This is a genomic window from Arthrobacter sp. SAFR-023 (assembly GCF_051965295.1).
Lineage (GTDB): Bacteria > Actinomycetota > Actinomycetes > Actinomycetales > Micrococcaceae > Arthrobacter.
Genome location: NZ_JBQCMF010000001.1, coordinates 251207 through 270047 on the forward strand (window position 1 = coordinate 251207; position 18841 = coordinate 270047).

Annotated in this window: 12 protein-coding genes; 5 read left to right on the forward strand and 7 right to left on the reverse strand. The window is 65.9% G+C overall.

Annotated elements, in window-relative coordinates:
• Positions 1–139 precede the first annotated feature (139 nt).
• The gene (locus ACTHQX_RS01200) at positions 140–4105 is read left to right on the forward strand and encodes an FtsK/SpoIIIE domain-containing protein (RefSeq protein ID WP_440155268.1); all 3966 of its coding nucleotides are present in this window, start codon (positions 140–142) and stop codon (positions 4103–4105) included.
• Here the strand turns inward: ACTHQX_RS01200 and ACTHQX_RS01205 are convergent.
• Positions 4102–4599: a hypothetical protein gene (locus ACTHQX_RS01205; RefSeq protein WP_440155269.1), complete on the reverse strand. Its 498-nt coding sequence runs from the start codon at positions 4597–4599 to the stop codon at positions 4102–4104. The genes ACTHQX_RS01200 and ACTHQX_RS01205 overlap by 4 nt on opposite strands.
• A gap of 232 nt (positions 4600–4831) precedes the next feature.
• Between ACTHQX_RS01205 and ACTHQX_RS01210 the strand changes: the two genes are divergently transcribed.
• The gene (locus tag ACTHQX_RS01210) at positions 4832–5080 is read left to right on the forward strand and encodes a WhiB family transcriptional regulator (protein ID WP_003804966.1); all 249 of its coding nucleotides are present in this window, start codon (positions 4832–4834) and stop codon (positions 5078–5080) included.
• A gap of 95 nt (positions 5081–5175) precedes the next feature.
• Here ACTHQX_RS01210 and ACTHQX_RS01215 read toward each other — a convergent pair whose 3' ends face one another.
• The 4 genes from ACTHQX_RS01215 to ACTHQX_RS01230 are packed head-to-tail and all read right to left on the reverse strand — an operon-like array spanning position 5176 to position 13561.
• The gene (locus tag ACTHQX_RS01215; protein WP_440155270.1) at positions 5176–6645 is read right to left on the reverse strand and encodes a sensor histidine kinase; all 1470 of its coding nucleotides are present in this window, start codon (positions 6643–6645) and stop codon (positions 5176–5178) included.
• A gap of 34 nt (positions 6646–6679) precedes the next feature.
• A complete protein-coding gene (locus tag ACTHQX_RS01220) occupies positions 6680–11533 on the reverse strand; it encodes an NAD-glutamate dehydrogenase (protein WP_440155271.1) in 4854 nt (1617 codons plus the stop codon).
• A 58-nt stretch (positions 11534–11591) separates the two neighbouring features.
• A complete protein-coding gene (locus ACTHQX_RS01225) occupies positions 11592–12920 on the reverse strand; it encodes an AAA family ATPase (protein ID WP_440155272.1) in 1329 nt (442 codons plus the stop codon).
• Positions 12917–13561, reverse strand: a complete 645-nt coding sequence (locus tag ACTHQX_RS01230) for an SAF domain-containing protein (RefSeq protein WP_440155274.1) — start codon at positions 13559–13561, stop codon at positions 12917–12919. Before ACTHQX_RS01230 ends, ACTHQX_RS01225 begins: the two co-directional genes overlap by 4 nt.
• 153 nt (positions 13562–13714) lie before the next feature.
• On the opposite strand from ACTHQX_RS01230, the gene ACTHQX_RS01235 reads away from it, so the two are divergent.
• Positions 13715–13930 (forward strand): helix-turn-helix domain-containing protein, encoded by a 216-nt coding sequence (locus tag ACTHQX_RS01235; protein ID WP_043419585.1) that lies wholly within the window; start codon positions 13715–13717, stop codon positions 13928–13930.
• 47 nt (positions 13931–13977) lie between these two features.
• Here ACTHQX_RS01235 and ACTHQX_RS01240 read toward each other — a convergent pair whose 3' ends face one another.
• Positions 13978–14547: a hypothetical protein gene (locus tag ACTHQX_RS01240; RefSeq protein WP_440155276.1), complete on the reverse strand. Its 570-nt coding sequence runs from the start codon at positions 14545–14547 to the stop codon at positions 13978–13980.
• A gap of 182 nt (positions 14548–14729) precedes the next feature.
• On the opposite strand from ACTHQX_RS01240, the gene ACTHQX_RS01245 reads away from it, so the two are divergent.
• Together ACTHQX_RS01245 and ACTHQX_RS01250 are read left to right on the forward strand one after the other, a co-directional pair.
• On the forward strand, positions 14730–15500 hold the full coding sequence (locus ACTHQX_RS01245; RefSeq protein ID WP_440155277.1) for a hypothetical protein: 771 nt from the start codon (positions 14730–14732) through the stop codon (positions 15498–15500).
• A 93-nt stretch (positions 15501–15593) separates the two neighbouring features.
• Positions 15594–16022 (forward strand): Rv3235 family protein, encoded by a 429-nt coding sequence (locus tag ACTHQX_RS01250; protein WP_440155278.1) that lies wholly within the window; start codon positions 15594–15596, stop codon positions 16020–16022.
• Between the two features lie 57 nt (positions 16023–16079).
• Here ACTHQX_RS01250 and secA read toward each other — a convergent pair whose 3' ends face one another.
• Positions 16080–18812, reverse strand: coding sequence for a preprotein translocase subunit SecA (gene secA, locus ACTHQX_RS01255; protein ID WP_440155279.1), 2733 nt, complete (start codon positions 18810–18812; stop codon positions 16080–16082).
• Positions 18813–18841 lie beyond the last annotated feature (29 nt).

Below are 18841 nucleotides of genomic sequence, written 5' to 3' on the forward strand. Positions count from 1 at the left end.
CTCGGCTCCGGACGGGTGCCCAGGGTCCGATCTGGAAACCGAACTCTCGCGCCGGTTCCAGACCGGCAGGCTGTCAGTGGAGGGCAGGCGCCTGGGTCTATTAACAGTCGGCAGAAGCCCCTTGGTCGACGGGGCTGTTGTGGTTGACGGTGCTTCCACCGGTGGCGGGTCCGACGCCGCCGTGTCCGAGGCCGGAGCGGACGGCGAGCTTCCCGCTGCCGTGCTTCTCGTGGTGGACAGCGGTCCCGCCGCAGGCTCTGTTCTTCCGCTGCGACGGGGAAGCTACAGAATCGGCCGGACCAACGCCGAACTGACGATTCCGGATGCCGATCTCTCCCGCGAGCACGCCAGACTCGAAGTTACGGACAAGTCACTAACCCTGGTAGACCTTGGCAGCATTAACGGAACCGAGGTCGACGGCAAACGGGTGTCAAAAACAGCCGTCGCGATCGGTTCCCGTATTCGCTGCGGCAATTCGTCCATGTCGGTCGTGCTGGCGGCGCCGTCAGGGGCACGGGGCGCCGAGCTTGGGTTCGCCGGGAGCTCTGTGGCGGAGCCGCTGACCGTGTCACACCCGGCTGTGCCGGCGGGCCGGTCCATGCTGCTCCTCGGGGCGGTTCTCCCGGTGATCATAGGGGTGGGGCTCGTGCTGGTGACCGGGTCGTGGATGTTCCTGGCCTTCACCGCTGTGTCGGCAGTGTCACTACTTGTCCCGGTGTTCTCGGGCGCCCGGCAGCGCCGCGAGCTCAGATCGGCTGTCGCGGCAGCAGTTGCGCAGGATCTGGATCGACGACGGCGGTCCGCACCGTCCGCTGCTGATCTTGCGCTGAGCGCTGCGGTTCCCGCGCGGAGCCCCGCCGGCGCCGGCCGGAGTACAGAACGGGAGACGTCAAAGCACAAGGAAGCGCCAAGGCCTGCACCGGGCGTCTGGCTGAGACTCGGCCTGGCTGAACAACTGGCCAATGTACGCCTGGAGCCAAACCCGCCGGGCTTCAAACCCCCTGGGCTCGGCGCAGTGCCGCTGCTCCTTGATCCTGACCTTGGGGTCCTTTCCGTCCGGGGGCCAGAGCCGGAGGTACGCGGTCTGGTCCATTCGTTCCTGATGCAGCTCACTGGATATCCGCTGGCCAGGGGCACCCGGATCGCGATTCACGGACCGGCTTCCGCCCTGCCGCTCGCGGCGCGGTTCCTTCCCGGGGTCTCACTCCATTCAAGGATTCCCGACACCCTGGCGGCCGTAACGGACGCGTCCGGCGGACAGGATGCGTCCCGCATCCTCCTGCTCTTCGGCGAAGCAGCAGACGGCACCCCGGAGGCAGGCATCATCGCAACTGCCCGCGGTCTCGGATGGCGGGTGGTCCATCTGCCGGGCCGCGGACAGCAGCCGGCGGAAACCGACATTGAACTCGGCGAGCGCGGAGCCATGCTTCGGGCGCGGGCAAGGCACCACCGCTTCGTTGCAGACCTGGTGCCCTCCGCCGTTTTCGACCGCTACTGCCGGACATACCGCCGGTCCCACCCAGAGTCGCCGGCCGGCGGGCACCCCCTCCCTGCGAGCTGCGGGCTGAGCGATGTCCTTGACATGTCGGCTGCTGCGACCGCCAGACGCTGGGCGGCAGGCAGACTGGAACCGGGACTCACCATCCCCCTGGGCCGAGCCGACCGGGGAGCGCGTGTCCTGGATCTTGAGGCGGATGGCCCGCACGTCCTCGTTGCGGGCACCACCGGCGCCGGGAAATCGGAACTCCTTCGCACTATTACCGCCGGGCTCGCCCTGTGCTACCCGCCGGACCGCGTCAATGTTCTTTTCTTCGACTTCAAGGGCGGGTCCGGACTCAGTCCTCTGACTGGCATCCCCCACTGCGTCGGCATGCTGACAGACTTGGCCAGCAACCAGCTGGACCGCACGATTGTGTCACTGCGGGCGGAAGTCCGCAGGCGTGAGCAGGTGCTTGCCGCAGCCGGCGCCCCGGACCTGGCCGCCTATCGCATGGCGCCTGCGGACGGACCACCCCTCCCCCAGCTGATCCTCATCATCGATGAGTTCCGGATGCTCGTCGAGGACGCTCCGGAGACCCTGACCGAGCTAATGAGGATCGCTGCCATTGGCCGCTCCCTGGGCATCCACCTGATCATGGCGACCCAGCGTCCGCAGGGGGCCCTTACAGCGGATATCCGGGCGAACGTCACTACTAGCATCGCCCTTCGGGTGCAGTCCGCGCACGAGTCAGCCGACGTGATTGGCACCAATGCGGCATCGGCAATACCCGTCAACCGGCCCGGCCGCGCCTATCTGGCGAGGGGTACCGAAACTGCCGAGGAGTTCCAGTCAGCATCTATTGCCGGCACCGGCGAGGACCCTGCGACGTGCCGGGTCAGGGCGCTTGAGGCCACCGAGGCGCTGGTGATGCTGCCTTCTGTCACCTGCAGCAGCCTTCCGCCGGCAACGCCGTCGGACGCTGCCACGCCTGTGGTGGAACTGACTGCCTCCCTTTGGGCCGGAATGAGTGGTCTTCCGGTGCGCCGTCCGCTGGCTCCACCGCTTCCGGACGTGCTGACCGATCCCGCCGACCTGGCCGCACTCACCGCAGATTGCCCCGTCCTTGCAGACGCCGTCCCGGCGACTGCCGGGGACGCCGCCGTCGGGCTGGGCTTGCTGGACCTGCCCGAGGAGCAGCGGCTGGCCCGCCTCACCTGGCGGCCCGGAACCGATGGGCATCTGGCGCTGATCGGCGCAAGTTCCCCGGATGCCGCCCACGCCATGTCAATGGCGATGCAACAGCTGCTGGCCCATCCTGCGGAATGCCACCTCTATGCCCTCGATGCGGACGGGTCCTTGGCGGGAATGGCGGGCGCGCACCGCGCAGGGTCCTTTGTAAACCTGGACGACCTCCGCCGCGGTGTGCGCCTCCTGGAGCGCCTGGCGGCCGAAGCGTCCGGGCGGCTCAGCCAGCTCCCGGCCGCATTGGGGCCGCCGCTGGTGCTGGTCATTTCAGGCTGGGGCTCCTGGCTATCGGCCCTCCGCTCCGGCCCTCTGACCCGCGCCGAGGACCATGTCCAGGACATCGTCCGGGACGGTCACCGTGCCGGAATCACCGTGGTGATCTCCGGCGACCGGGAACTCGTGACGTCACGGTTCTTCCCTGCCATCCCCAACCGCATCTACTGCCCGCGGGGCGCCAGCGCCGAGAGCAGGCTGGCGTGGCCCAAGATGCCCGACCTTCCACCAATTCCGGGCCGTGCCGTGGCATCCGGTACTTTGTCGGCCGGGCGCCAGGCGGTCTGCCAGCTCTATGGTCCAGAAGGTCCACGTGCCGGTTCCGGAACTGTCATTGCCCTCGGCGAAGCGATGCAGGGGCCGGTGCGGGTTAGGCCCTTCCGCGTGGATCCTCTTCCGCTGCAGCTCTCTGTGGCGGACGTACTCTCCCGGATGCCCAGAGCATGTCGAGCTTCAAGCGACGCTGCTTCCGACGGGCCTGCTTCAGACGTCCCTCTGCACGGATCAGATCACGCGGCGGCCAAACCGGTGCTTACAGCCGCCCGGTGCCTGGTGGTCGGCGTGGGCGGGGATGAACCCGCCCCTGCCGGGGTGCGCCTGCCCCAAGGCGCTGTCCTTGCCGTGCTGGGCAGCGCCGGGTCGGGCAAGTCCTCGTTCCTGGCTTCCCTGCAGGTGCTCAATCCCTTCGTGGCCAGCTGGCTGCACCCCGGCCCGGCGTCCCATCCCGGCGACTTTTGGGGTTCGGTCCACCGTGACGCGGTAGAAGGAAGCCTGCCCAAGGACGCCATTCTCCTCGTCGATGATGCCGACATGCTGCCTGCCATTTCCCAGCAGCAACTCGTGGAGCTGAACAGCCGCGGCTGGGCGACAATTTTCTCAGCCGCGTTCAGCCAGTCACTGATGCAGCGTGTCCCGCTCGCAATGGCAGCCCGCAGTGGCGGCAGGGGCATCCTCATAGCGCCCCGCAGTCCGCTGGATGGCGACATCTTCGGCCTGCGGATCGAGCCAGATCCCCATCCCCCACCAGGACGCGCCCTGCTCGTGGCGGACGGCACGGCGGTGCCCGTTCAGCTGGCGGTGGCCGACGACGAAGTCAGAAGGCGTTAAAGTGCCGGCGGAGCGGAAGCGGCGCGGGAGGCGAAGCGGATCACGCGCTTGTCGAACAGCAGGACGATGGCCGTGGCGGCCGGAATCAGCATCGCGGCGCCAGCCACCGGGAAACCGCCGGTGAGCGTAGGGAAGCCGATGGTCAGCACGAACAGCTGGGCCACCAGCGCACCGGCCCTCGGCCAGCGGAAGCCCCGGAACAGGAACACGGCAACGGCATACAGCCACGACGCAAAAGCCAGGAGCAGTCCGAGCGTGAAAACGGCACCCCAAAACGACATGACAGGCGCCCCGCTGACCAGCTGGAAACCATACCAGGCTGCTGCGCCCAGCAGGGCCGTGGCCTCCGCTGCCACGATCCCAGAGATCACGGCGACGGCGCGGGGACGGACGGGACCTGAAGGCTCCGTTCCCGGGGCGGCCTGGTCCTCCGGCAGTCCGCCGTCTCCGGCATCAGCGAACGGGCCGGAAGGGTCTTCTGGGGGTCTTGACACACTGGCACACTACCCGAGATAGTCGACTGACGGCGGGACAGCCCGCTGATGTGATGCATCGCTCACGTTTCTTGGGGATTTCGTGGTCCACTACCCCTTGTTTACACAGCGTTAACATGAAACGCTTGATCCAGATGACCAAGGGGGCCCTCCAGGGCCCCTTTCCTATGTAAGCCCTAGTGAATATTTTCACAAGGGTATTGACTTCCCAGGAATGGAGTGACTGATCAGCATGGATTGGCGTAACCGCGCGGCCTGCCTCGACAAGGACCCGGAGCTGTTTTTCCCCGTGGGCAATACTGGCCCCGCTCTCTTGCAGATCGAAGAAGCCAAGAGCGTCTGCCGCCGGTGCCCGGTCGTTGACACCTGCCTGCAGTGGGCGCTGGAGTCCGGACAGGACGCCGGCGTGTGGGGCGGCATGAGCGAGGACGAGCGGCGCGCACTGAAGCGCCGCGCCGCCAGGGCCCGCCGCGCGTCCTAACGCGCGCGTCAGCAACGACGGCACCCGAGCAAAAGCTCCGCAAGTAAAGGCGACGGCCACGGACCCTATGGTCCGCAGCCGTCGCCTTTGTCGTGTTAGCGGCTTGCCAGGCTCAGGACAATCTGCACCGCCGTGCCGCCGCCCTCGCGGGGCTGCCACTGGATGGTGCCGCCGAGCTCGCTCGTGACCAGCGTCCGGACAATCTGCAGCCCGAGGCCCTCCACATGGGGCGTCTCCGGCAGGCCAACACCGTCGTCCGCCACCGTGACAGTGAGCAGCTCCTCATCGTCGTCGCCAGCGGAACGGTCGGCGAGCAGCCACACCGTGCCGGTGCGCCCCTCCAGTCCGTGCTCGACGGCGTTGGTGACGAGTTCGTTGATCACCAGCGCCAGCGGCGTCGCGAAGTCGCTGGGGAGCTCACCGAACAAACCCGACCGCTGCGTCCGGACTTGCTGGGACGGTGAAGCCACTTCGGCGGAAAGGCGGAACTGCCGTCCAATCAGTTCATCAAAGTCGACGCTTTGGGTCAGCCCCTGCGAGAGCGTCTCGTGTACCAGGGCAATCGTCGCCACGCGCCGCATGGCCTGTTCCAACCCCTGCTTTGCCTCGTCACTGACCATTCGACGGGACTGCATGCGCAGCAGAGCGGCAACGGTCTGCAGGTTGTTCTTGACCCGGTGATGGATTTCACGGATCGTGGCATCCTTCGTGACCAGCTCCATCTCGCGGCGCCGCAGCTCGGACACGTCACGGCAGAGGACCAGGGCACCGAAACGCTGCTGCTCGTCGCGGAGGGGGATCGCGCGTAGCGACAGGCTGACGCCGCGGGATTCTATCTCGCTTCGCCAGGGCATCCGCCCTGTGACAACAAGAGGCAGCGTCTCGTCCACCATGCGGCGGTCCTTCAGCAGACCCGCCGTGACTTCAGCCAGCGAGCGCCCTTCGAGGGATTCTCCGTCGCCGAGGCGCCGGAACGCGGAGACCCCGTTCCGGCTGGCGTACTGCACGATGCCCTCGGCGTCGAGGCGGATCAGCCCGTCACCAACGCGCGGGGCCCCGCGGCGGGAACCGGTGGGCGAGGCGAAGTCCGGCCAGAGGCCCAGTGTGCCCATGCGCAACAGGTCATAGGCACACTGGCGGTACGTTAGCTCCAGCCTGGACGGCATCCGCGAGCTGGAGAGGTCCATGTGTGAGGTGACCACCGCCAGCGTCCGGCCGTTCCTGACCATTGGCACGGCTTCGACCCGCAGTGCCATGTCGCTGCTCCAGTTCGTCTCACTGGAACGCTCAATGGTGCGGGTCTCCCACGCCTTGTCCACCAGCGGCTGCAGGTCCGAGCGGATGCCCTCCCCGACGAAGTCGGCATGGAACACCGTATGCGTCGTGGAGGGCCTCACGTGTGCCAGGGCAACGTAGCCGTGTTCCGGGTGGGGAAACCACAGGGCCAGGTCGGCAAATGCAAGATCGGCCACCATCTGCCAGTCGCCCACCAGGAGGTGCAGCCACTCGGCATCCCCCGGCCCAAAATCAGCGTGCTCCCTGATGGGGTCCGTAAAGATTGCCACTGCACCTCCAGTTTTTCGACGGCGGGACCTTGTCCTAGCGTCGTACGATTGACCTCAAGAGCCTCAATGCTACCGAGAGCGAGGCCATGTCGTCCGCTTCGAGGGCGTTGACCTCATCAAACATGCTCTTCGCCCGGCCCAAATGTTCCGCGTTCAGCTGCTCCCAGGCCTTGAGCCTGTCCTCGGCCGGCGACCCTTCCTCGGTCGAGTCCAGGACCGCCGTCGTCATGTCTGAGACGGTCGAGTAGAGGTCATCGCGCAGAGCTGCACGGGCCAGGGCCTGCCAGCGGTCCGCCCGAGGCAGGGAACTGATCCGCTCCAGTAGGGAGTCCACGTGGAACCGGTTGAACACCGTGTAGTAGACGTTTGCGATGTCCTCCACCGGCTCCTTGCGGCTGTGCGCGATTTTTGCGATGTCAAGCAGAACGAAGCTCTCGAACAGCTCTGCCCAGCGGTGGCCCAGGTCCTCGGGCACACCCCACGACCGCGCCTTCTCAAGCCAGGAGGCCACGCGCTTGCGGTCGTCACCGCGCAGGTAGTCCAACAGCCTGGCCCGCATGGGTTCCATTGGCGGCTGGAACTCGGCGACGATGTCGGCGATGGGCCGCGACGCGTTGCCCTGGGCAAGGACCCAGCGCACCGAACGGTCCAGCAGCCGACGGACATCGAGGTGGACGGTGCTCCAGTGCTCAGTGGGGAACGACGCAGGCAGGTCGTTGAGTTCGGACACCATGACGTCCAGCTCGTAGATTTCCCGCAGTGCCACGAACGCCTTGGCCACAGCCACCTCGCTCGCCGAGGTCTCCTCCATGGTCCGGAAGGCAAAGGTAATGCCGCCCAGGTTGATCATGTCGTTGGCCACGACGGTTGCGATGATTTCCCGCCGCAGCGGATGGGTGTCCAGTTCGGCGTCGAATTTCTCCCGAAGCTGGACCGGGAAGTACTGCCGGAGCGTCGTGCGGAACCACGGGTCGTCGGCCAGGTCGCTCTCGCGCAGGGCCGTCGCCAGTTCGATCTTGGCGTAGGCGGCCAGCACGGACAGTTCCGGTGAGGTCAGGCCTTGCCCCTGCTCCAGCCGTTCCCGCAGGACAGCAGTGGACGGCAGCGCCTCCAGGTCCCGGTTCAGGTCAGCCGTCTTCTCCAGCCAGTCCATCAGCCGCTCGTAGCTCGGGCTCCATTCGGCGACCTTCTGCCGGTCATTCAGCAGCAGGATGTTTTGGTCGATGTTGTCTTCAAGGACCAGCCGCCCCACTTCGTCGGTCATCGCCGCGAGGAAGTCCGAGCGCTCGGCGGCGTCGAGCTTGCCCGCGGCCACCATCCGGTCCACGAAGATCTTGATGTTGACCTCGTGGTCAGAGCAGTCGACGCCGGCGGAGTTATCGATGGCATCGGTGTTCAGGATGACGCCTTGCAGCGCCGCTTCGATACGGCCCCGCTGCGTCATGCCGAGGTTTCCACCCTCGCCCACAACCTTGACCCGAAGGTCGCGGCCATCCACCCTGATGGCGTCATTGGACTTGTCGCCCACCATGGCGTTCGTTTCGGAACTGGCCTTCACATAGGTGCCGATGCCGCCGTTGTAGAGCAGGTCGGCGGGTGCGAGCAGGATGGCGCGCAGGAGTTCGGGCGGGCTGAGCTGGGTCGTGTCCTCGGGCAGCCCCAGCGCGGAGCGGACCTGAGTCGATACCGGAATCGACTTGGCCTGCCTCGGGTAGACCCCGCCGCCTTCGCTGATCAGGCTCTTGTCGTAGTCGTCCCAGGACGACCGGGGCAGCTCAAACAGCCGCTGCCGCTCCGTGTAGGAGGTTGCCTCGTCCGGGTTCGGGTCGAGGAAAATGTGCCGGTGGTCGAAGGCCGCGAGCAGCCGGATGTGCTTGGACAGGAGCATGCCGTTGCCGAAGACGTCCCCGGACATGTCGCCGACACCCACAACGGTGAAGGGCTCGGACTGGGTGTCCAGGTCCAACTCGCTGAAGTGCCGCTTGACCGACTCCCAGGCACCCCGGGCTGTGATGCCCATGGCCTTGTGGTCGTAGCCCACCGAACCGCCGGACGCGAAGGCGTCGCCCAGCCAGAATCCATAGTCAGCGGCCAAACCGTTCGCAATGTCAGAGAAGGATGCCGTGCCCTTGTCCGCCGCGACCACCAGGTAGGAGTCGTCGCCGTCGTGCCGTACAACGTTCGACGGCGGGACGAGCCGTTCGCCGTCGGCTTCCGTAACGAGGTTGTCAGTAATGTCCAGCAGTCCGCGGATGAACGTCTTGTAGCTTTCGACGCCCTCCGCCATCCAGGCCGACCTGTCCTTGGCAGGATCCGGCAGCCGCTTGGCGAAGAACCCGCCCTTTGCGCCCGTTGGAACGATGACGGCATTCTTGACCGTCTGCGCCTTGACCAGACCCAGGATCTCCGTCCGGAAGTCTTCCCTGCGGTCCGACCAGCGGAGCCCGCCGCGGGCCACCTTGCCGAAACGCAGGTGCACGCCCTCCACCCGGGGAGAGTAGACCCAGATCTCGAACATAGGCCGCGGGAAGGGCAGCCCTTCGATGGCCGAGGGGTCAAGCTTGAAGCTCAGGTGCGGCTTGTCCTGGTAGAAGTTGGTGCGCAGGGTTGATTCGATCAGGTTGGTGAACGTCCGCACCACGCGGTCGGCGTCCAAAGTAGCGACGTTGTCGATCGACGTCACCAGCTGGGCGCGGACGGCCGCCTGCTTTCGCGCCCGCTCGGCCTCGGGCAGGCTGGGGTCGAAGCGTGCCTCGAACAGGGAAATGAGTCCGCGGGTGACCTCCGGATTGGCCAGCAGCGTATCGGCCATGAACTCAAAAGAGTTGGTGTTTCCCATTTGCCGCATGTACTTCGCGTACGCCCGCAGCACGATGACCTGCCGCCACGTCATGCCCTCGCGAAGCACCAGCCGGTCAAAACTGTCGGATTCGACACCGCCGGAAACCGCCGCCCCGAAGGAATCCGCCAGCAGCCGGCCCGTGGACACCGGGTCCACCCCGGCCGGGTACTTCAGTCCGAGGTCGTAGAGGAAGAAGTCCCGCCGGTCGGCAGTCTCGATCTCGAACGGCCGCTCGTCCAGCACTTCCAGCCCAAGGTTGTGGAAATAGGGAAGGATCTGGCTCAGGCTCTTCGGCTCCAGCATGTACAGCTTGACCCTGGCGTCCTCCTCGAGGGTGGCACCGGCGCCTTCGGGAAGATAGACATGGACGCCCGGCCGTTCCTGCCGGGCGCCAACAGTTCGCTCCGCCTCGGCCCCGTACTGTTCAAACCGGGCGATGTCCTCGAGGGCATCTTCGATCTCGTAGTCGACGCGGTAGCCCGGCGGGAAAGCCTCGGCCCAGATGGCCGCCAGTTCATTGGCGTCATCGTCGGCGCTCCGCTCGCGCAGTACCTCGGCGATCCCTTCGCTCCAGGACCGGGCAGCACGGACGAGCCGCTTTTCCAGCGCATCGGTGTTGACGTGGCTGACGTCCTCGCCCTTCGGCAGGCGGATGCGGAAGAACAGGCGGGCGAGGGCGGATTCGGTCATCCTCGCCTCAAAGTCAATCGACTCAGCGTGGAATGTCTCCCGGAGTTCCTGCTCGATCCTCAGCCGGACGTTGGTGGTGTACCGGTCACGAGGGAGGTAGACGACGGCGGACATGAACCGTCCGTATATGTCCGGCCGGAGGAACAGACGGGTCCGGCGCCGTTCCTGCAGCCGCTGGATCCCCGCTGCCGTCGCGGCAAGGTCGGGAATTTCAATTTGGAAGAGCTCGTCGCGGGGGTATGTTTCCAGGATGCCCAGCAGGTCCTTCCCGGAGTGCGAGTCGGGCGGAAATCCGGCACCGCGCAGCACGGCCTCGACCTTTTCCCGCACAATCGGGATATTGCGCACCGAGTCGGTGTAGGCGCTGGTGGCAAACAGTCCGATGAACCGCTGCTCGCCGTTGACGTTGCCGGCGGCGTCGAAGCTTTTCACGCCGACGTAGTCCAGGTATGCAGGCCGGTGCACTGTTGAGCGGGAGTTGGCCTTGGTGATGACCAGGGCGCGCTTTTCGCGGGCCTTGCGCCTGCCCGCGTCGGTGAGATGCTGTACCTGATGGGTATCGTGGTGCGCCCGCAGCAGGCCCAGGCCGCTGTCCTCGCGCAGTTCCAAGACATCCTCGCCTTCTTCGTTGACCAGGTCATATTCCCGGTAGCCGAGGAAGGTGAAGTTGCCCTCGTCGAGCCAGCGAAGCAAGTCCTGGGCCTGGCGCAGCTCTGCGATCTGGGCCGAGTGCGCCACCTTGTCGAGGTCCTGGGCGATCTGCAGTGCCTTGTTGCGCATTTTCGGCCAGTCTTCGACGGCGGCCCGGACGTCCCCGAGGACGCGTTCCAGCCCTTCCTGCAGGCGGTCAGCGGCTTCATCACTGGCGCGGCCGATCTCGACGGCAATCCAGGATTCCATGTGGGAAGCATTGTCGCCCTGGGCGATCAGGTGGGACAGGACGGGCAGCGCGGCTGTGTCGCCGCTGGAGAGGCCGATGTTGGAGGGGACCCTGTTCACCTTGACGAGTTCGTTGGTTGCGCGGTTGCGCGTGACCACGAACATGGGGTGCTGAACGAGGTGAATGGCCGAATTCTGCCGGACCAGCTCGGCGTTGACTGAATCTACCAGGAAAGGCATGTCGTCGGTGACGATGTACACAACGCTGCGGTCGCCCTCCGGAACGATCGAGATGTTGGCACTCCCCGGCCGGCGTTCAAAACCGACTGCGCGGTGGGTCTCAGCCCGGGCTGTCAGCAGCTCGTGCGGATAAGTGCGAGCGTCCTCCTCCGCCAGATGCTCGTAGTAGTCCGCAAAGAAGCCTTCTTCGGCTCCGATTGAACGGGACTGATCCTCCACGCTGGACCCAGACGACATCGACACACGCCTCCATCACACAGTTTGCGGCTGCTTCCTTGCAGCCCTCACGGTGAGCCTAGCCCGTCAGCCTGCGCCTTGCTGTGGAGGGAAACACAGTGGATCTGCGCTTTTGCTGGACAGGTGCACAAACCAATTCCGCAATCGCCGACCGGAGCCGGGAGTCCGGAGCCGATTCCAGCAATAGCGACCCGGATTGCAGCGCCGCATCTGTTGCCCCCGGGTCCCACGGAAGGAAGGCTTTGATGCTCGCGGACGGGCCAAACCGGTCCCACGCCTCGCGGAGCTGACGTTCCGGCGAACGGCCCACAGCCGCGGCACGGACTTTGTTGAGCACCACCTCGGGGCTGACCCCCGGCACTGCCCCTTCCAGTTCCGCCAGCCCCCTGACCAGGCGGGGAACACCGACCGGATCCGCAGAGCCAACCGCGATCACGGTATCGGCCAGCTCAAGGCTCCTGAGCGTCGCGGCGTTGCGTCGCGGTGCCATGGTGTCGAAACTCAGCTCCTCGTCGGCCTCAAGGCAGAAGCCGGCGTCGACCACGATAAAGTCGGCCACTTCCCGCGCCCGGTCCAAAACAAGCGCCAGCGCGGCCGCCCGCAGCTCGGTCCAGCGGTCGGCTCGGGTAATTCCGGTCAGAACCCGGAAAGTCCCGGCCGTGGCAGTAACCGGTACGGCGACTCGGAGCAGTGCCTTCCGGTCCAGGAGGCCCTGGTCGGCCAGCCGGCAGGCCTGCGCCAGACCCGCCGCGTCGTCCAGCAGCCCGAGGACGCCGGCGACGCTGGCCCCGTAGCTGTCGGCGTCAACCAGCAGGACGGACTTGCCTTCCGCAGCCAGCTCCCCCGCGACGTTGACGGCAACCAGCGTTCTGCCGGGTGCACCGGCCGGCCCCCACACCGCCAGGACCCTGCCGGTTCCGACAGGAGCCGGCTCCGATTCGACGTCGGCAGACTCCGGGTGCAGGGCCGCCCCGGCATCCGCGAAACCCGTGCTGTAACCGGGACCGCCGCCGGGAGTCGGCCCTGCCGGGCTCGAGCTCGCGTGCCTGCCGACGGCGTCGGCAATGGTCTCCGCCAGTGCTGTGGATTCGACGGTCAGAGGTGCCGCGGTGACTCCGATCCCCCGGAGCCTCAACCGCTCCTCAGGGCTGTCCGTCAGGGCAATGATCACTACGCCTACTGCGGCGAGCCTGTCCACCAGCGAGGCAGTCAGGTCCTGACTTCCCTCGGCTACAACAGCCGCCCGGGCCAGCCCGCTCTGGCAGGCAGCCAGCAGTTCTGCGAGCTCCGCGCAGCGCCGGACTACTGTGACGGGACCGTGGAGCCGCTCCAGTCCGCCCACCAGGTCTTCCTGCGACTCGCCGACGGTGACAACCGGAATACTCACTTGGCGGCCCCGCCAGGATTCCACACCACGGAGATTTTGGCTTCGTTCGCCTGCGCGCCGAGGAGGGAAGCCATCTGCTCGTTTCCCACCAGGACCATCAGGACCGTCGATTTCGAAGCGCCCAGGGCGGTGGATCCCTGTGAGACCTCCGCAATTTCTGCGCCCGGGAGCAGCAGCTTCGGTTCGGCAAAACCGTTCCGGGCGTCGGGCATGGAGACCCAGACGTCAACCCGAGTGCCTGCAACGGCCTGCTCCGGCAAGGCCTCCTGAACCGTGACGGCCACGGGTTTCCGGTCCAGGGCGTCGACACTGCCCAGGCTTTCACGGGGAACCAACTGATCCTTGGCAATTCGCTGGACGGCCACCTGGCCGTCGGGAACGCCAGAGGCCGCTGTGACATAGTGCGCTTCGACGTCGCCCAGGCGCACCTTCACGCGGCTGATGTTTTCAGGAGTGAGTTTCTGACCGACCGCGATCGCCTCACGGGCAGCGAACACCTCTGTGGTCCGGTCTGCGCTGCCGACGAGCGCAACGACTCCGACAATGGAGGCGAGGACAAGCAGCACGCCCACCAGAAGCCTCGGGTCCTTCCAGGAAGGCTTCTTCAGCCGGGCTCCGGTGGCCGCCGTGCTTGCACTCATGCGTACTGCTCCCCCTTGACGCCTGGGCGCTTCAATCGCGCCGGTCATGATCATTGTTACGGCATGCCTGCTCAATCGGAAAGGTATTCAGGCAAACAACATCAAACTGTGGATAACGGCATCATCCACGACCAGCGGTGGCACAATTGGACTATGCCCCGATTCCTTACGCTTGCAGATGTAGCCGAGCAGCTTCAGATCAATGCGCCGGCAGCGTATGCCCTCGTCCGCAGCGGCGAACTGAAGGCGATCCAGGTGGGTGGCCGCGGCCAGTGGCGGGTTGAGGAAAAGATGCTCGAGCAGTACATCGAAGAGCGTTACGCCGAGGCAAGCCGCATGATCCAAGAGGCCAAGTCCAAGTCGGTTTGAGCACGGGCGGTTTCCAGGCCGGACGCTTCATTCCCCGCCTCGGGCGGTCAGAGTTCCCCTCCGCGCCGTGACCGGAGCGCGCCGAGCGCCCGAAACGGAACCGTAGCCACGTCGGTGACCCGGCCAGCCCTCCGCGCTTCTCCGGGCAGCGTCGTGGCGAGGTCGAAAAAGTCCCGCCCCACCCTGTCAATCACACCTGCGAGCTGCACATCGGGTGACGGGCCCGCCATCAGCACAGTGAGTTCTGCCCTGTCCCGCGCCAACCCCCGCAGCGCGCTGGCAAGGCCGAGTCTGCGGCGCACGGGGGACGCCTCGCCCACCGCGAAGCGCCCAAGTCCGGTGTAGTGGCCGACGGCGGCATACGGAACCAGCACCTGGTGCGATGCCTCGTCGATGACGAGGCTCTCGGACCCGGCATGGCTGAGGGTGCCGGCAAAGACCGGTCCCGCGCTCAGATGGATGCCAATGCGGCAGCCCAGGGATCCTCGCAGCCTGTCATCGAGCGCAATGGCAGCAGTGTCCGCCCGGGAGCGCTCGGCGATCTCGGACTCCAGGCCCAAGACCCCGGCCTCGGCGAGCTGCATTTCAAGATCCTGAAAGAGTGCATTCCATCGCATGGCGACAGCGTAGGCGCGCCCACGGGGACGGTCAATTAATCCAGAAACTTTTCTATCTTCATAGACAAGCCAGATAAACGTGCTGCAAACTTGCTCCAACGGGATCAATCACATCAAAGTCTATCAAACTGCATCAAACGCGTCAGTTGGGGGAAGTCATGGGGGCAGAGGTACAACGTCCGGTGAGGGCAGAAGCCGCCCTGGCGGCCGTCATCCTGGGGCTCGGAGTCTTTCTGGCTTTCACCGGGGCCGGGATCGTCGACAAGTGGACGCGGTCGGCTGCACGCCAGCAGGCTTTGCACTTCGATGACCTCATTGGCCTGCTGGCCCTGGCGGCCGGGCTGACAGTCACCGCCTGGTGGCTGCTGTCCCTGGCTACGGCCTTTGCATCGGCACTCCTGGAACGGACCGGGCACCATGCCGCCGCCCGCGCCACGGGGCGGTGCACCCCTGTTTTCATGCGGAGGCTGGCGATCGCCGCGGTGGGCGCGCAGCTTCTCGGCGCACCGCTCGCCCATGCGGATGCCTTGGCCGCCGCGGCCGCTGCCTCGAACAACGGATCGTCCCTGTCCGCGGCGTGGACGCCCCTGGCTGAGGGGCGGCCGGGCCTGCCCGCCAACCGCTCCGCTGGCTCCGGCCTCACGGAAAGATCCGTCGCGGACGGCAGCGAACTCCAGCCTCAGTGGAAGCCGCGCGTTTTGGTTGTGGAACCCGGCCTCGTCACCCCATTGCCCGCCCGGGCAGCGGCTGAGCCGGCCAGTGCCCGCCGCGAGGTACCCGTGCGGGCCGGAGAATCCCTGTGGACCATCGCCGCGCGCGAACTCGGGCCCGGCGCTTCCGACGTGGATATAGCAGCCCGCTGGCCGCTCTGGTACCAGGTTAACCGGAACGTCATCGGAGCCGATCCCAGCATCCTTCTCCCGGGCCAGCTCCTCAGCCCTCCGCCGCCGTAAGCGGCGTTGGCATGTTTTCCTTTCGCGCCACTGAACCCGCGGCGGCCGCACTCCCGCGGCCTTCCCAAGCCAGCCTCTACCGAAGGACCGATCATGACTGCAGTAACCCCGATACGGCGTTCAGGAAGCGCTGTTCTTGAGCCCTCCCCGGCCGCGGCTCCCGGCTCCGGAGACGAGGCTCGCGAAATTTGCGCCATCACCAGGGCAACAGTCCAGGCCGCCGTGGAAGTCCTGGCGGGAACCAGGCCAATCCACCAGCTGGCACGGCGGCTGGACCAGCGCTGCCTCACCGTGCTCCAGCACCGGGCGGCGCTCACCCGGCGCGTGGCTGCCCGGGCTCCCCGGAAAATGGGGCTGCTTCACCGCAACGCATCAGTCCGCTCGGTCCGCGCCTGCGAGGTGACGCCGGACGTGTATGAGGCCAGCGCGGTGGTGATCGATGAAGTGCGGGTCCGGGCAGTCGCAGTGCGGCTGGAACGCAGCAAGAGCGTCTGGCGCGTCACTGCGTTGGAGATTGGCTGACGCCAAAAGGAAGGGACCGGAGCTCCTGCTCCGGTCCCTTCCTGCCATATCCTCTGGCTAGCGCTTTTTCTTCTTCCCGTCGCGCCGTTCCTGGGAAGCGGCCTTGGCGGGGTTGCCCGAGCGGCCCGCAGCCCGGCCCTCGATCCGGGTCTCGGCTCCGCCGTCCTCCCGGGGCGCGGTGTACTGCAGCTGGGCGGGCTTCTCCGGCGCTTCAAGACCGGCGGCGCGGATTTGCGGCTCGTGGTGTTCGGTGTGGCCGCCCCCGGCGTCGGCAACCACGACGTCCTCGGCCGGGGTGACCTCCACTTCGAGGTTGAAGAGGAAGCCGACGCTCTCCTCCCGGATGGCTTCCATCATGGACTGGAACATCGTGAAACCTTCACGCTGGTATTCCACCAGCGGATCACGCTGGGCCATGGCGCGCAGGCCGATGCCTTCCTTGAGGTAGTCCATCTCGTACAGGTGTTCCTGCCACTTCCGCCCGATGACGGAGAGCACAACACGCCGCTCGAGTTCGCGCATGCTCTCGGAACCGATGGCTTCCTCGCGTGCCTGATACACCAGCTTGGCATCAGACATGATTTCTTCCTTCAGGAACTCCACGGTGATCCGCGACTTGCCGCCTGCCTCGTCGATGACGTCGTGCGGCGTCACGGTGACCGGGTAAAGCGTCTTGAGGTTGGTCCAGAGCTGGTCGAAGTCCCAGTCGTCGCCGTTGCCCTCGGCGGTTGCTTCGTCGATCAGTGCGTTGATGGTGTCTTCCAGGAAGAACTGCACCTTCTCGTGGAGGTCGTCGCCTTCCAGGATCCGGCGGCGGTCGCCGTAGATGGCTTCGCGCTGGCGGTTGAGGACGTCGTCGTACTTGAGGACGTTCTTGCGCTGTTCGGCGTTGCGTCCTTCAACCTGACCCTGGGCGGAAGCGATGGCACGCGAGACCAGCTTGGATTCCAGGGCCACATCGTCCGGCACGGAGCTGTTCATCAGCCGTTCTGCTGCACCCGAGTTGAACAGACGCATGAGGTCGTCGGTCAGCGACAGGTAGAAGCGAGACTCGCCGGGGTCGCCCTGGCGTCCCGAGCGGCCGCGCAGCTGGTTGTCGATCCGGCGGGATTCGTGGCGCTCAGTTCCCAGCACGTACAGCCCGCCCAGGCCCAGGACTTCCTCGTGCTCGTCCTTGACGGCCTTCTTTGACGCCTCCAGAGCACCGGGCCAGGCTGCCTCGTACTCGTCGGAGTTTTCCTCCGGGTCGAGTCCCCGCTGGGCGAGTTCAGCGATGGCGGTGAACTCGGCGTTGCCGCCGAGCATGATGTCCGTGCCGCGGCCGGCCATGTTGGTGGCCACGGTGACCGCGCCCTTGCGTCCGGCCTGGGCCACGATCGCGGCTTCACGGGCGTGGTTCTTGGCGTTGAGCACCTCGTGCCGGATGCCCTCCTTCGCCAGCAGGCGCGAGAGGTACTCGCTCTTTTCGACGCTGGTGGTGCCCACCAGGACCGGCTGGCCATTCTCGTGGCGTTCGGCGATGTCCCGGACGACGGCCTCGAACTTAACGACTTCGTTCTTGTACACCAGGTCGGACTGGTCGATCCGCTGCATGTCGCGGTTCGTGGGGATGGCCACCACCCCGAGCTTGTAGGTGCTCATGAATTCGGCGGCTTCGGTCTCGGCCGTGCCGGTCATGCCGGAGAGCTTGTCGTACATGCGGAAGTAGTTCTGCAGCGTCACCGTTGCAAGAGTCTGGTTCTCCGCCTTGATCTCGACGCCCTCTTTGGCCTCGATCGCCTGGTGCATGCCCTCGTTGTAGCGGCGGCCGGCCAGAATACGGCCGGTGTGCTCGTCAACGATGAGGACTTCGCCGTCGAGGATGACGTAGTCCTTGTCCCGCTTGAACAACTCCTTGGCCTTGATGGCGTTGTTGAGGAAGCCGATCAGGGGGGTGTTGGCGGATTCGTAGAGGTTCTGGATGCCCAGGTAATCCTCAACCTTTTCGATGCCGCTTTCAAGCACACCGACGGTGCGCTTCTTCTCGTCGACTTCGTAGTCCTTCTCCGGCTGCAGGCGCAGGACGACCTTGGCGAACTCGCTGTACCAGCGGTTGGTGTCGCCCTGGGCCGGGCCGGAAATGATCAGCGGCGTTCGGGCCTCGTCGATGAGGATCGAGTCGACTTCATCGACCACCGCAAAGTTGTGGCCCCGCTGCACGAGCTCGGTTTTGTCCCAGGCCATGTTGTCGCGGAGGTAGTCGAAGCCGAATTCGTTGTTGGTGCCGTAGGTGATGTCGGCAGCGTACTGCTCGCGGCGGACGGACGGGTCCTGGTTGGCGAGGATGCAGCCGCTGGTGAGCCCCAGGAAGCGGTAGACACGGCCCATGAGTTCGGACTGGTATTCCGCCAGGTAGTCGTTCACGGTGACAACGTGGACGCCCTTTCCGGTGAGGGCGTTGAGGTAGGCCGGAGCAGTGGCCACCAGCGTCTTGCCTTCACCGGTCTTCATTTCGGCGATGTTGCCCAGGTGCAGGGCAGCACCGCCCATGAGCTGGACGTCGAAGTGCCGCATGCCGAGCGTCCGCGATGACGCCTCGCGCACGGCGGCAAAGGCTTCCGGCAGGAGGTCGTCGAGCTTCTCGCCGTCCTGGTGGCGTGCCCGGAGCCGGTCTGTTTCTTCACGCAGTTCCGCATCCGTGAAGGTTTGGAACGAGTCTTCAAGGGCGTTAATGGAATCAGCATAGTTCCGCAGTTGCCTCAGGAGTTTTTTGTCACCTGTGCGGAGAATTTTTTCGATTAGTGATGCCACGTGAAGTTGCTCCCAGTCTCATGCTGCCG

Bases quoted from the DNA above. Each gene is read 5' to 3' on its own strand.
- ACTHQX_RS01250 (WP_440155278.1), top strand. From the start codon at position 15,594: ATGACTGCAGTAACCCCGATACGGCGTTCAGGAAGCGCTGTTCTTGAG.
- ACTHQX_RS01235 (WP_043419585.1), top strand. From the start codon at position 13,715: ATGCCCCGATTCCTTACGCTTGCAGATGTAGCCGAGCAGCTTCAGATC.
- ACTHQX_RS01240 (WP_440155276.1), bottom strand. From the start codon at position 14,547: ATGCGATGGAATGCACTCTTTCAGGATCTTGAAATGCAGCTCGCCGAG.
- ACTHQX_RS01230 (WP_440155274.1), bottom strand. From the start codon at position 13,561: ATGAGTGCAAGCACGGCGGCCACCGGAGCCCGGCTGAAGAAGCCTTCC.
- ACTHQX_RS01210 (WP_003804966.1), top strand. From the start codon at position 4,832: ATGGATTGGCGTAACCGCGCGGCCTGCCTCGACAAGGACCCGGAGCTG.
- ACTHQX_RS01220 (WP_440155271.1), bottom strand. From the start codon at position 11,533: ATGTCGTCTGGGTCCAGCGTGGAGGATCAGTCCCGTTCAATCGGAGCC.